General features: G+C 71.4%; 8 protein-coding genes. 3 read left to right on the top strand and 5 right to left on the bottom strand.

Annotated elements, in window-relative coordinates; all coding sequences use genetic code 11:
- Position 1: 1 nt before the first annotated feature.
- Complete coding sequence (locus tag OG841_RS12040) at positions 2 to 3,121, top strand: FAD-binding and (Fe-S)-binding domain-containing protein (RefSeq protein WP_371564945.1); 3,120 nt, start codon at positions 2 to 4, stop codon at positions 3,119 to 3,121.
- 119 nt (positions 3,122 to 3,240) lie between these two features.
- On the opposite strand, the gene OG841_RS12045 is transcribed toward OG841_RS12040, so the two are convergent.
- From OG841_RS12045 to OG841_RS12065, 5 genes are all read right to left on the bottom strand, one after another.
- On the bottom strand, positions 3,241 to 3,825 hold the full coding sequence (locus tag OG841_RS12045) for a sigma-70 family RNA polymerase sigma factor (RefSeq protein WP_328641375.1): 585 nt from the start codon (positions 3,823 to 3,825) through the stop codon (positions 3,241 to 3,243).
- A 180-nt stretch (positions 3,826 to 4,005) separates the two neighbouring features.
- On the bottom strand, positions 4,006 to 4,647 hold the full coding sequence (locus OG841_RS12050; protein WP_328641374.1) for a hypothetical protein: 642 nt from the start codon (positions 4,645 to 4,647) through the stop codon (positions 4,006 to 4,008).
- A 65-nt stretch (positions 4,648 to 4,712) separates the two neighbouring features.
- Positions 4,713 to 5,426 carry a YcnI family protein gene (locus tag OG841_RS12055; RefSeq protein WP_328641373.1) on the bottom strand — a complete coding sequence of 238 codons (714 nt, stop codon included), beginning with the start codon at positions 5,424 to 5,426 and terminating at the stop codon, positions 4,713 to 4,715.
- A gap of 41 nt (positions 5,427 to 5,467) precedes the next feature.
- Complete coding sequence (locus OG841_RS12060) at positions 5,468 to 6,100, bottom strand: hypothetical protein (protein WP_328641372.1); 633 nt, start codon at positions 6,098 to 6,100, stop codon at positions 5,468 to 5,470.
- Between the two features lie 49 nt (positions 6,101 to 6,149).
- Positions 6,150 to 10,244: a molybdopterin-dependent oxidoreductase gene (locus OG841_RS12065; protein ID WP_371570661.1), complete on the bottom strand. Its 4,095-nt coding sequence runs from the start codon at positions 10,242 to 10,244 to the stop codon at positions 6,150 to 6,152.
- A 227-nt stretch (positions 10,245 to 10,471) separates the two neighbouring features.
- Between OG841_RS12065 and OG841_RS12070 the strand changes: the two genes are divergently transcribed.
- Both OG841_RS12070 and katG read left to right on the top strand, forming a co-directional pair.
- Complete coding sequence (locus OG841_RS12070) at positions 10,472 to 10,918, top strand: Fur family transcriptional regulator (RefSeq protein WP_328641371.1); 447 nt, start codon at positions 10,472 to 10,474, stop codon at positions 10,916 to 10,918.
- 24 nt (positions 10,919 to 10,942) lie between these two features.
- Positions 10,943 to 13,159: a catalase/peroxidase HPI gene (katG, locus tag OG841_RS12075; RefSeq protein WP_371564950.1), complete on the top strand. Its 2,217-nt coding sequence runs from the start codon at positions 10,943 to 10,945 to the stop codon at positions 13,157 to 13,159.
- The last annotated feature ends 47 nt before the right edge of the window (positions 13,160 to 13,206 follow it).

Here is a 13,206-nt window from a genome sequence, read left to right on the forward strand (position 1 = left end):
CATGGCCACCTCCGACCTGCCCGTTCCTGTCGTACGACGGCCTGACGCACCCCCACCGGACACGGCGGCCCTGGAGCGCGCGCTGCGCGAGCGGGTCGACGGCGAGGTCCGCTTCGACGCGGGGAGCCGGGCCGCCTACTCGACGGACGCCTCGAACTTCCGGCAGACCCCGATCGGCGTGGTCGTGCCCCGGACACCCGAGGCGGCCGCGGAGGCGGTGGCCGTGGCCCGCGAGCACGACGCGCCGGTGCTGTCCCGGGGCGGCGGAACCAGCCTCGCCGGGCAGTGCACCAACACCGCCGTGGTGATCGACTGGTCGAAGTACTGCGACCGTCTGGAGTCCGTGGACCCGGACGCCCGCACCTGTGTCGTCCAGCCCGGCATCGTCCTCGACGAGCTCAACCGCCGACTCGCCCCGACCGGGCTGCGGTTCGGCCCCGAGCCGGCCACCCACGCCAACTGCACGATCGGCGGAATGATCGGCAACAACTCCTGCGGGGCCACCGCGCAGGCCTACGGCAAGGTCGTCGACAACATCGCCCGCCTGGAAGTGCAGTTGTACGACGGCGCCCGGTTCTGGTGCGGGGAGACCAGCGACGAGGAGTACGCCGAGATCGAGCGGCACGGAGATCTACGGGCCTCCCTGTACCGGCAGTTGCGCGCCCTGCGCGACACCTACGCCGACGAGATCCGCGCCCGCTTCCCGGACATCCCCCGCCGGGTCTCCGGCTACAACCTCGACTCGCTGCTCCCGGAGCACGGCTTCGACGTCGCCGGGCTGCTGGTCGGCAGCGAGTCGACCCTGGTCACGGTGTTGCGCGCGGAGCTGGAACTGGCGCCGGTGGTCAAGGAACGCACCCTGGTCGTCCTCGGCTTCCCCGACATCGAGACGGCCGCCGACGCCGTCCCGACGATCCTGCCGTACGAGCCCATCGCGCTGGAGGGCATCGACGCGCGCCTGCTCCGGGACGAGCGGATCAAGCACCTCAACCCGAAGGCCCGCGCCGAACTCCCCGAGGGGAACGCCTTCTTGATGGTGCAGTTCGGCGGGGAGACGCTCCAGGAGGCCGACGAACACGCCCACCGCATGCTGGACGGCCTGCACGAGTCCCCCCACGATCCCGACGTCGCCTTCCTCGACGACCCGTCCCACGAGCAGGAGTTGTGGCAGGTTCGCGAGGCCGGACTCGGCGCCACCGCACACGTCCCGGGACGCCCCGACACCTTCGAGGGCTGGGAGGACTCGGCGGTCCCGCCCGAGCGGCTCGGCGACTATCTGCGCCGACTGCGGGGCCTGTACGACGAGTTCGGCTATCTCAGTGACACCGGGCCCAGTCTCTACGGCCACTTCGGGCACGGTTGTGTGCACACCCGGATCCCCTTCGACCTGTACTCCGCCGACGGGGTGGCCGCCTACCGGCGGTTCATGGAGCGGGCGGCCGACCTGGTCGTCGAGTTCGGCGGCTCCTTCTCGGGCGAGCACGGCGACGGGCAGAGCCGGGGCGAGCTGCTGCCGCGGATGTTCGGGGACCGACTCGTCACCGTGTTCGAGCAGCTGAAGGCCGTCTTCGACCCGCTCGACCGGATGAACCCCGGGAAGGTCGTGGCGCCGTACAGGCTGGACGAGAACCTGCGCCTCGGCGGCGACTGGGCGCCGTACGACCCCCGCGACCTGCACTTCCGCTTCCCGCACGACGGCGGGTCCTTCGCCGAGGCCGCCAACCGCTGTGTGGGCGTGGGGAAATGCCGTCAGCACACCACCGAGGGTGGTGCGGTGATGTGCCCGTCCTACCAGGTCACGCACGAGGAGGAGCACTCCACGCGCGGGCGGGCCAGGCTGCTGTTCGAGATGCTCGACGGACACGGCGACAGCCCGCTGCGGGACGGCTGGCGGTCCGAGGCGGTCCGGGACGCCCTCGACCTGTGTCTGGCCTGCAAAGGCTGCAGGAAGGACTGTCCGGCGGACGTCGACCTGGCCACGTACAAGGCGGAGTTCCTGTCCCACCACTACGAGGGCCGCTGGTGGCGCAGGCCCCGCGCCCACCTCTCCATGGGCTGGCTGCCCGCCGTGGCGCAGGTGGTCGGACGCACCCGACTCGGGCCCGTCGTCAACGCGGTGACCCACACCCCGCCCCTGTCCCGGGCCGCCGTGGCGATCGCGGGCGTGGAGAACCGCGAGGTCCCGCTGTTCGCCGGCGAGACGCTGCAACAGTGGTTCGCCCGGCACGAGCCGTACGGCGACGGGGAGCGCGGCAGCGTCCTGCTCTGGCCGGACACCTTCACCAACCACTTCCACCCGCACATCGGCCAGGCGGCCGTGACGCTCATGGAGCACGCCGGCTGGCGGGTCGTGCTGCCCGAGGAACCGCTGTGCTGCGGGCTGACCTGGATCTCGACGGGACAACTCACCACCGCCGAAAGGGTGTTGGGCCGGACCGTGCGCAGTCTCGCCGAGCACGTCCGGGCGGGCGGTCTGGTGGTCGGGCTGGAGCCCAGCTGCACGGCCGTCTTCCGGTCGGACGCGCCCGAGCTGCTCCCCGGCGACCGTGACGTACGGCGGCTGCGCGACCAGACGGTCACGCTCGCCGAACTGCTCACCGAGCACTCCCCCGGCTACGAGCCCCCGCACGTCCCGGAACGCTCCGCGAAGGCCCTCGCTCAGGTGCACTGCCACCAGCACGCGGTCCTGGACTGGCAGGCCGACCGGAAACTCCTGCACCGCGCCGGCGTCGACGCCGAACAACTGGACTCCGGTTGCTGCGGTCTCGCCGGCAACTTCGGCTTCGAACCGGGCCACTTGGAGGTCAGCGAGGCATGCGCGGAACGCGTACTGCTGCCGCGCCTGCGCGACGAGCCTGCCGAGACGGTGGTCCTGGCCGACGGTTTCAGCTGCCGCACCCAGATCCACGAGCTCGACAGCGGCGGCCACGAGGCGGTGCACCTGGCGGAACTGCTGGCGTCCGCCCTGCCGGGGGCGCCGGGCAGCGCGTACGGCGTGGCGCCGGGCGCGAGGCCGACCACCCCGAGCCGAAGGGCCAGGGCACTGGCCTTGGCCGGGACCGGCTTGGCGGGCCTGGCGGCTGCGGCCACGGCAGTCAGGTTCGTTTGGAAGAAGCGGTGACTGAACTCCTTTAGGGGCACGGGGCTGCGTCGATGTGCGGCTCCGCCGCGCGGGCGCGACCAGCCACGACGGACCCGCAGTCGCCACACAACCCGTCGCGACACCCCCCATGAGCGCGCTCAGACCACCAGTTCCACCAGCGCCGCCCGAGCCCGCGCCACCCGCGACCGGACCGTCCCCACAGGACAACCACTCACCTCGGCCGCCTCCTCATATGGCAACCCCAACATCTGCGTGAGCACAAACGCCTCCCGCCGCTCAGCAGAAAGCGTGGCCAACAGGTCGAGCAGCACTATCCCGTCGTCGAAGCCGGGCACGCCCCGCGGCTGAGCGCGCTCGGCCGCGGCCTGCCAGTCCGAACCGTCGTACCGGCGGGGCCGAGCCGCGGCATGCCGGAAACCGTCCATCACCGCACGGCGGGCGATGGACAGCAGCCAGGCCCGCGCCGAGGACCGCCCCTCGAACCGGTGCAGACTGCCGAGCGCCCGCAGAAACGTGTCCTGGGCGAGGTCGTCCACGGCCTGGGGGTCGGCACACAGGTAGGAGACATAGCGCAGCACGTCATGGTGCAGCGCGCGGACGAAGTGGTCGACGGCCTCGGCGTCGCCGGCCCGGGCGGCGAGCGCCCAGGCGGTGGCGGAGGCATCGGCGGACTCCCGTTGGGTGCGGAGGTCGGCCGGGGCGGGCGGGGCGGAAGTGATCACCAGGTGTCCTTCTCGGGTCAGCCGTGATCCGGGCCACCGCTGTGATGGCGGTGCGCTGGGGTGCGCGGCGGTCCGGTGAGGGGATGCAGCCGTGCGGCGACCACGTGTGCGGGGAGCACAGATGTGGGTGCACGACCAGCCCGAGGCGCACAGGGGCTTCCTCGGGGGTGCCGTCTGTCGTCAGGCGACAGCGGTCCCCAGGGGCGGTCCCCGGTGGGTGATCGCGTGGACGAGAAGGAGAAGCCGGGGCTCCCGCTCCGAGCGGGGCCGGCGCGCCCGCAGACGCGGGCGGTGCGGGGTGGCGGGCAGGGCGAGCAACAGCCGCAGCGGGGCCGCGAGCCGTGCTGCGACGGCCCGCAGGACACGGAACGCGGCCCTCTCGCCGTACGCCAGCCAGAGACCGGTCAGGAGCGCGGCGAGCAGGTGGGCGACGTACATCCCGAACGGCAACCAGAACGAGAGAGCATCGACGCCGGCCGATGTCCCCATGAGGGACGTATCCATGGAGCCCATGCCACTCGCGTGCATGGACTCCATGTGCATCGCACCGACGTCCTGCGCCGCCGGGGTGGGCTGCGCGAGGGAGAACGCCGCGTGCAGGGCCGTCTGGGCAACGACCACGACGGCCACGATCAGCGGCAGTCCGCGTTCACGGCCGGTCAGGCACCAGCCCGCGCACCCGGTCACGACCAGGCCCGCGGCCAGCGTCCATCCGGGCATATGGGTGCCGGACATGAGGACGTGGCCCAGGGCGGCGAGCAGCACACAGACGGCCGCGAACACCGCGGCCCGTACCGTGCGAGAACACCACCCTGCCGTCATCGCGCCTCATCCTTCCATCCGGGCACCGATCACTCCTGTGGGTACGGAAATCCACAGGTTCCCGCTCACTGCGAACGGCGGCCCCGTACGACGGCGAAGGCCCCGGCCGCGAGGCCCAGCACGCCCACGACCAGCCCGGCGACGCCGAGACCGCGGGCGGTGGAGTCGCTCGCGGAGGCCTTCGACGCCTTGGACGCGACCGCGGAGGTCCGCGACGCGGTGGCCGACGTGGCCCCGGCCGCCGTCAGCTTGAGGACCGGCGCCGGGTTCTCCGGCTCCTCGTCGCCCTGGGCGGCCTCCTCGATCCAGCGGACGACCTTCCCGTCGGAGTAGGTCTGGAGGGTCTTGAAGGTCAGCTGCGCGGTGTCGTCGGGGAGTTGGCCGAAGGCGACGTCGAAGTCCTCGTACTGTCCCGGCCCGATCTTCCCCCCGGTCCAGGTGATCTCGGAGACCGCGTCGGTGATCGTGCCGTCGTCCGTCTTGACCGGTGTCTTGAGCTTGGTGTCGGTGACCTTCGCGGTCCACCCGTCGTGCGGGGAGACGAGCACGCCGAGCAACGGGTGGTCGGTGGGCAGGAACAGCTGGACCTTCGTGGTGCTCGCGGTGTCGCTCTCGTCCGGGACCCGGAAGGTCAGGGCTCCGTCGGTGGCGCCCTTGGCGTAGCTCTCGGGGTGGACGGTGACGTGCGCGGAGGCGGCGCCGGCGGCGGTCAGGACCGCGGCGGCGGCGAGGGCGCTGCCGAGGCCGAGGCGGCGCAGCGAAGTGCGTGCTGAGGACATGGGTGAGGGATCTCCGTACTGACAGGAAAGGGGCGAAAGGGTCAGATCGGGTACGGGATCGTGGTGGGCGGTCCGCGCCGGTGGACCGTGTGGCGGAGCAGGAGGGGACGAGGCGCGCACGGGCCGTCGGCGGGCGGGCGTACGGGGTCCGGGGCGACCGGTTCGCCGTACCCCCGCCACCAGGCGGCGAGGCCCGGTACGAGCGTGCCCGCCCGGCGCAGCAGGGACCACAAGGCCGCCTCGCCGCGGCGGAGCCACCAGGTCAGCAGGAGAGCGGCCGAGACGTGGGCGGCGGTGGCGTGCGGGGTCAGGGCGTGGGAGTGCGGTGCCGCCATATGCGCCATGCGCAGGCCGTGCATGGTCATCGTGTGCGTCGCCGACATGTGGTGCATCGCCATGCCAGACGGCGTTCCCATGGAGCGCGGTCGTGCCGCGCCGAAGGCCAGATGCAGCCCGCCCTGGGACGTGAGTGTCGCCCCGCCGATGGCCCCGAGCGACCGCTCCCGGCCGCCGAGCAGCCAGCCGGTCACGAACATCGGCACGAACCCGGCCGCCTGCGTCCACACCGGCGGCGCCATCCCGGTCGCCAGTGCATGGCCCCCGGTGGCCAGCAGCACGCACAGCGCGGCGAACACCGCTGCGCGCAGGCTCCGGACCGCTGGGGACGCCTTCATGGCGACCGATACTCCCACGTGTGGCCGGGACTCCGCCCACGGGTCCGGGTCAGTAGATGTCACGCACATAGCGCTTGTCCGTGGCGAGTTGCTTCACATAGGCCGCCGCGCCCGCCTCGTCCAAGCCGCCGTGGAGGACCGCGATGTCCCTGAGCGCCCGGTCGACGTCCTTCGCCATGCGGGAGGCGTCGCCGCACACGGAGAAGTGGGCGCCGTCCTGGAGCCAGGACCACAGCAACGGGCCGTGTTCACGCATCCGGTCCTGGACGTAGACCTTCGCGCGCTGGTCACGGGAGAAGGCGGTGTCGAGGCGGGCGAGCGTGCCGTCCGCGAGGAATCCCGTCAGCTCGTCCTCGTAGTAGAAGTCGGTCGCCTTGTGCTGTTCGCCGAAGAACAGCCAGTTGGGGCCCCGGTGGCCGAGAGCCCGGCGCTGCTCCAGGAAGCCGACGAAGGGGGCGACGCCGGTGCCGGGGCCGACCATGACCATGGGCGTGCCGGAGTCGGCCGGCGGCCGGAAGTGCGGAGAACGCTGGACGTGCACCGGCACCGGGGTGTCCGCGGCGGCATCGGCGAGGAAGGGCGAGCAGACACCCTGGCGGGGCCTGCCGTGCAGGTTCTCGTAGCGCACGACGGAGACGGTCAGCGACACGAGGTGCGGGTCGGTCAGCGGGCTGGACGAGATGGAGTACAGACGCGGCTGGAGGCGTCCGAGGGTCTGCGTCCACTCCTGCGGGCCGGCCTTCACGCCGTACTCCGTGATCACGTCCACGGCCTGGCGGCCCCAGCCCCACCTGGCGAGCTCGTCCTTGTTGTCCGGACGCAGGAGCTTCTTCAACTCCCGCGGGTCCCGGGTGCGTTCGGCGACGAACCGGAGCAGGCCGGGGGTGATCCTGGTGATGTCGAGGTGCCGCAGGAACGCCTCGCCGACCGGGACCTCCCCTACGCCGTTCAGGTCCACCACGGCCCCGGCGTCCAGGCCGGTGACGGCCAGCCATTCCTCGACCAGGTCCGCCGAGTTGAGCGGCCGGATGCCGAGGGCGTCCCCGGCGTCGTAGAGGAGCGGGCTCTCGCTGTCGCGGGTGTCGAAGGTGAACCTGCGGACCTCCTTGCCGGCGCCGGGCAGGCTCAGGAGGCGGTTGCCGGCGAGGCGGGCGAGGACGGGGGCGGGCTTCTTCGAGCGGGGCGGGGCGGGGGCCGTCCGGGGCGCGGCCGGGGATGCGTGGATCACCGTGGGGGCCGAGGGCACGGTGTCGGCCGCGGGGGTGTCGGACAGCGCCGTCAGAATCTGGTCCAGCCAGCCGTGCGCCGCGTCCTCGAAGTCCGGCTCGCAGTCCGTGCGCGGGGCCAGCCGCAGCGCGCCCAGTTCGTCGAGGCGCTGGTCGAGACGGCGGCCGTGCCCGCAGAAGTCGTCGTACGACGAGTCGCCGAAGGCCAGCACGGCGTACCGGCGACCCTCCAGGCGGGGGGTGCCGGGGTCGGCCAGGGTCTCCCAGAAGCCGCTGCCGTTGTCGGGGGCGTCGCCGTCGCCGAAGGTGCTGGTGATCAGCAACAGGTCGGCGCCGGGCGGTAGTTCGCCGAGATCTGCCTGGTCCATGCCGACCATGGAGGTGCTGTGGCCGGAGGTGGTGAGCCGCTCGGCGGTGGCGGCCGCGAACTCCTCGGCGTTGCCGGTCTGCGAGGCCCAGAGGATGACCACCTCACGGCGCAGCAGTGTGGCCGAGGGCTGTGTGGCCGCCGCCCGTGAGTACATTCCGGCGAGTGTGCCGTTCACCCACAGGGCGTGTTCGGGGCTGAAGGGCGCGTCGGGCGGCAGGACCGGCACCCCGGGCACCCCGGCGTGGACCCCGGCAAGGAAGCCGACCAGGTACTGACGTTCCTGCGCGGTGAGGACGGGCGGCGGTGCGGGGTCGAGGCCGAAGACGGTCGCGGCCATGGACGCGGGGGGAACAGCCTCAGCGACCTCCAGCGCAGCTTCCGGAGCCGGAGCCACCGCGGCTGCCGGAGCCCGCAAGGTCACCGGCACGGCCACCTTCGTCAGCGACACCGCGCACACCTTGAACTCCGGCTGGAACGACAGCGGGTCCACCGCGTCACTCGTCACCGCGTTGACGCTCAGGTACTCCCCGAACAGGTCGTTCCAGTGGAAGGGCGCGAAGCAGCACCCCGGCCGCACCCGGTCCGTCACGACGGCCGGCAGCACGGCCCGGCCGCGCCGGGAGGCCACCTCGACGGAGTCACCGTCGGCCACGTCCAGGGCCGACGCGTCCTGAGGGTGCAGTTCCACGAAGGGCCCGGGGTTCAGCTTGTTCAGCTTCGCCACCTTCGCCGTCTTGGTCAGCGTGTGCCACTGGTGCTGGAGCCGCCCCGTGTTGAGGACGAACGGATAGTCGTCGTCCGGCATCTCGGCCGGCGGGATGTGCGGCCGGGCGTGGAAGATGCCCCGCCCGCTCGCGGTGGGGAACGTCAGTGAGCCGTCCTCCCCCACGTACCGGATCGGATTCCGGTCGGGCCCGTCCGGACTCGCCGCGGGCCACTGCACCGGCGTCTCCCGCAGCCGCTCGTACGAGACTCCGCGCAGATCCCAGCCCGTCTTCGGGTTCCAGGCCTGCTTGATCTCCTCGAAGACGTCCTCCGCGCTGTCGTAGGAGAACCCCTTCTCGTACCCCATCTCGCACGCGACGGCCGCGATGATCCGCCAGTCCGCCATCGCCTCGCCGGGCGGGTCGGCCACCGCCGGGGTCAGCGTGAGGTTGCGCTCGCTGTTGACGAAGACGCCCTCGCCCTCCGTCCACAGCGCGCCGGGCAGCACGACGTCGGCGTACGCGTTGGTCTCGGTGTCGGCGAAGACGTCCTGTGTGACGACGAACTCGGCGGCCTCCAGGCCCTCGATGACCGTGCGGCGGTTGGCGACGGAGGCGACCGGGTTGGTGCAGATGATCCAGCAGGCCTTGATCTCGCCGTCGGCCATCTTCCGGAACATCTCGACCGTGCCCTTGCCGACGCCGTCGGCGCGCAGGGTGTCCGGGGGCAGTTCCCAGAGGTCCTCGATGAAGGCCCGCTCGTCGTCGACGAGGACGGACCGCTGGCCGGGCAGGCCCGGGCCCATGTAGCCCATCTCGCGGCCGCCCATGGCGTTGGGCTGGCCGGTGAGGGAGAAGGGGCCGCTGCCGGGGCGGCAGATGGCGCCCGTGGCGAGATGGAGGTTGACCAGGGCGTTGGTGTTCCAGGTGCCGTGGGTGGACTGGTTGAGGCCCATGGTCCACAGGCTCATCCACTCACCGGCCGATCCGATGAGCCGCGCCGCCTCCCGGATGTCCTCCTCGGCGAGGCCCGTCATCTCGGCCACCGCGGCGGGCGGGTAGTCCGCGAGGAACTCCGGCATCGCCTCCCAGCCCTCGGTGTGGGCGGCGACGAACTCGGGGTCGATGTGGCCCTCGGCGTGCAGCAGGTGCAGCAGGCCGTTCAGCAGCGCGAGGTCGGCACCCGGCTTGATCTGCAGGAACAGGTCCGCCTTCGCGGCCGTGGCGGTGCGCCGCGGATCGACGACGATCACCTTGGCGCCCGCCGACTTCACCCGCTCCATCATCCTGAGGAACAGGATGGGATGGCAGTCGGCCATGTTGGAGCCGATGACGAAGAACAGGTCGGCCTTCTCGAAGTCCTGGTACGAGCCGGGCGGGCCGTCCGCGCCGAGCGACAGCTTGTAGCCGGTGCCGGCGCCGGCCATGCACAGCCGGGAGTTCGACTCGATCTGGTTGGTCCGTACGAACCCCTTGGCCAGCTTGTTCGCCAGGTACTGCGCCTCCAGGCTCATCTGGCCGGAGACGTAGAGCGAGACCGCGTCGGGGCCGTGCGCGTCGATGATCTCCCGCAGCCGCCTGGCCGTCTCGGTGATCGCCACGCCGACGGCTTCGGGCACCGGCTCCTCGCCCCGCTCGGGCCGGACCAGGGCCGTGGTCAGCCGTCCGGGCGCGGCGAGCAGGTCGGCGGTGGTGGCGCCCTTGGTGCAGAGCTTGCCGAAGTTGGCGGGGTGCTCCTTGTCTCCGGACGCCTTCAGGACCGTACGCCGTCCGTCCGGGCCGGTGCCGATGTCGAGGACCAGGCCGCAGCCCACACCGCAGTACGAGCAGACCGTCCGCACCACGGGCACGCCTCCCTGAGCTCAACCGATTCGATCTCCTCCGACCGTACGAAATGCCCATTACACAGATGTCTCCCGTGCCGTTCATCAGGGGTTACACCGCCCGCACACCTCACCGGCCAGTGTTGTGAGCGCCTTCGTGTGCCGGAGGAGCCCCGAACTGAGGCGCCACAGATTTGGAACGGTTCCATTTCTTGAACCATTCGTGTTTGTGGGGGTAGGTTGGTCGCATGACCGCCCCCCGGATTCCGAACACCGCCGACGAGCTGCGCGGTGCCGGCCTGCGGGTGACGGCCGCACGCGTCGCACTGCTCGAGACCGTGCGGGCCGGTGACCACCTCGCGGCCGACGCGCTCGCCACGGGAGTGCGCGACCGCCTCGGCCACATATCCCTCCAGGCCGTGTACGAGGCCCTGCACTCGCTCACCGCGGCGGGTCTCGTGCGCCGCCTCGAGCCGCCCGGCAGCCCTGCGCGGTTCGAGGGACGGGTCGGGGACAACCACCATCACCTGGTCTGCCGGTCGTGCGGGGCCGTCGTCGACGTCGACTGTGCCGTCGGTCACGCACCCTGCCTGACAGCTTCCGACGACGGCGGCTTCTCGATCGACGAGGCCGAGGTCATCTACTGGGGCCTGTGCCCCGACTGTTCCCCCCAAAGGCTTATTTCAGCACCGTGATCCACCCAGTTCGGAAGGACTGAAATGTCTGAGAACCCCGATGCAATCGTCACCGACGCCAAGACTGAGGGCACCGGTGGCTGCCCGGTCGCGCACGGGCGCGCCCCGCACCCGACCCAGGGCGGTGGCAACCGCCAGTGGTGGCCGGAGCGGCTGAACCTGAAGATCCTCGCCAAGGACCCCGTCGTGGCGAACCCGCTCGGTGCGGACTTCGACTACGCCGAGGCCTTCCAGGCCCTGGACCTGGACGCCGTGAAACGGGACATCGCCGAGGTGCTCACCACCTCGCAGGACTGGTGGCCCGCGGACTTCGGCAACTACGGCCCGCTGATGATCCGGATGGCCTGGCACAGCGCCGGCACCTACCGCATCAGCGACGGCCGCGGCGGTGGCGGCCGTGGCCAGCAGCGCTTCGCGCCGCTGAACAGCTGGCCGGACAACGGCAACCTCGACAAGGCCCGCCGTCTGCTGTGGCCGGTGAAGAAGAAGTACGGCCAGTCCATCTCCTGGGCCGACCTCATGATCCTCACCGGCAACGTCGCCCTGGAGACGATGGGCTTCGAGACCTTCGGCTTCGCCGGCGGCCGCGCCGACGTCTGGGAGGCCGACGAGGACGTCTACTGGGGTCCCGAGACCACCTGGCTCGACGACCAGCGCTACACCGGCGACCGTGAGCTGGAGAACCCGCTCGGCGCCGTCCAGATGGGCCTCATCTACGTCAACCCCGAGGGCCCCAACGGCAACCCGGACCCGCTGGCCGCGGCCCGCGACATCCGTGAGACGTTCCGCCGCATGGCGATGAACGACGAGGAGACCGTCGCCCTCATCGCCGGTGGCCACACCTTCGGCAAGACCCACGGCGCCGGCCCGGCGGAGAGCGTCGGCAACGACCCCGAGGCCGCCTCCATGGAGGAGCAGGGCCTGGGCTGGAAGTCCACCTACGGCACCGGCAAGGGCGGCGACGCCATCACCTCCGGTCTCGAGGTCACCTGGACCACCAAGCCCACCCAGTGGAGCAACGACTTCTTCGACATCCTCTTCGGCTACGAGTGGGAGCTCACCCAGAGCCCCGCCGGTGCCAACCAGTGGGTGGCCAAGGACTCCGAGGAGATCATCCCGGACGCGCACGACACGTCGAAGAAGCGCCGTCCCACCATGCTCACCACGGACCTCTCGCTGCGCTTCGACCCGATCTACGGCGAGATCTCGAAGCGCTTCCACGAGAACCCGGACCAGTTCGCGGACGCCTTCGCCCGCGCCTGGTACAAGCTGACCCACCGTGACCTGGGCCCGAAGTCCCTGTACCTCGGCCCGGAGGTCCCGGCGGAGACGCTGCTGTGGCAGGACCCGCTGCCGCAGGCCGAGGGCGAGACCATCGACGCCGGTGACGTGGCGTCCCTGAAGGCCAAGGTCCTGGAGACGGGCCTGACCGTCTCGCAGCTGGTGTCGACGGCGTGGGCCTCGGCGTCCACCTTCCGCGGCAGCGACAAGCGCGGCGGCGCCAACGGTGCCCGGATCCGCCTGGAGCCGCAGCGCGGCTGGGAGGTCAACGACCCCGAGCAGCTCGGCCAGGTCCTGCGCGTCCTGGAGGGCGTCCAGGCCGAGTTCAACACCGGCGCCAAGAAGGTCTCCCTGGCCGACCTGATCGTCCTCGCGGGTGCCGCGGCGGTCGAGCAGGCCGCCAAGGACGCGGGCTACTACGTGGAGGTCCCCTTCACGCCGGGTCGCGTGGACGCCACCGAGGAGCACACCGACGTGGAGTCCTTCGCGGCGCTGGAGCCGGTCGCGGACGGCTTCCGCAACTACCTCGGCAAGGGCAACCGCCTGCCGGCCGAGTACCTGCTGCTCGACCGGGCGAACCTGCTCACCCTGAGCGCCCCCGAGATGACCGCCCTCGTCGGTGGTCTGCGCGTCCTCGGCGCCAACCAGGGCGGCACGACGCACGGCGTCTTCACCGACCGGCCGGGCGTCCTGACCAACGACTTCTTCGTCAACCTGCTCGACCTGGGCACGACGTGGAAGTCCACCTCCGAGGACCAGACCGCCTTCGAGGGCCGTGACGCGGAGACGGGCAAGCTGAAGTGGACCGGCACCCGTGCCGACCTGGTCTTCGGCTCCAACTCCGAGCTGCGCGCCCTCGCGGAGGTCTACGCGAGCGACGACGCGAAGGAGAAGTTCGTGAGGGACTTCGTCGACGCATGGGTCAAGGTCTCGAACCTGGACCGCTTCGACCTGGTCTGATCGACTGAACGACACAGGGGCCGGTCCACACGGACCGGCCCCTGTGC

Origin of the sequence: Streptomyces canus (assembly GCF_041435015.1) — a bacterium.
In the GTDB taxonomy this organism is placed as follows: Bacteria; Actinomycetota; Actinomycetes; order Streptomycetales; family Streptomycetaceae; genus Streptomyces; species Streptomyces canus_G.

Bases quoted from the DNA above. Each gene is read 5' to 3' on its own strand.
- OG841_RS12040 (WP_371564945.1), top strand. From the start codon at position 2: ATGGCCACCTCCGACCTGCCCGTTCCTGTCGTACGACGGCCTGACGCA.
- OG841_RS12060 (WP_328641372.1), bottom strand. From the start codon at position 6,100: ATGAAGGCGTCCCCAGCGGTCCGGAGCCTGCGCGCAGCGGTGTTCGCC.
- OG841_RS12070 (WP_328641371.1), top strand. From the start codon at position 10,472: ATGACCGCCCCCCGGATTCCGAACACCGCCGACGAGCTGCGCGGTGCC.
- OG841_RS12050 (WP_328641374.1), bottom strand. From the start codon at position 4,647: ATGACGGCAGGGTGGTGTTCTCGCACGGTACGGGCCGCGGTGTTCGCG.
- katG (WP_371564950.1), top strand. From the start codon at position 10,943: ATGTCTGAGAACCCCGATGCAATCGTCACCGACGCCAAGACTGAGGGC.
- OG841_RS12055 (WP_328641373.1), bottom strand. From the start codon at position 5,426: ATGTCCTCAGCACGCACTTCGCTGCGCCGCCTCGGCCTCGGCAGCGCC.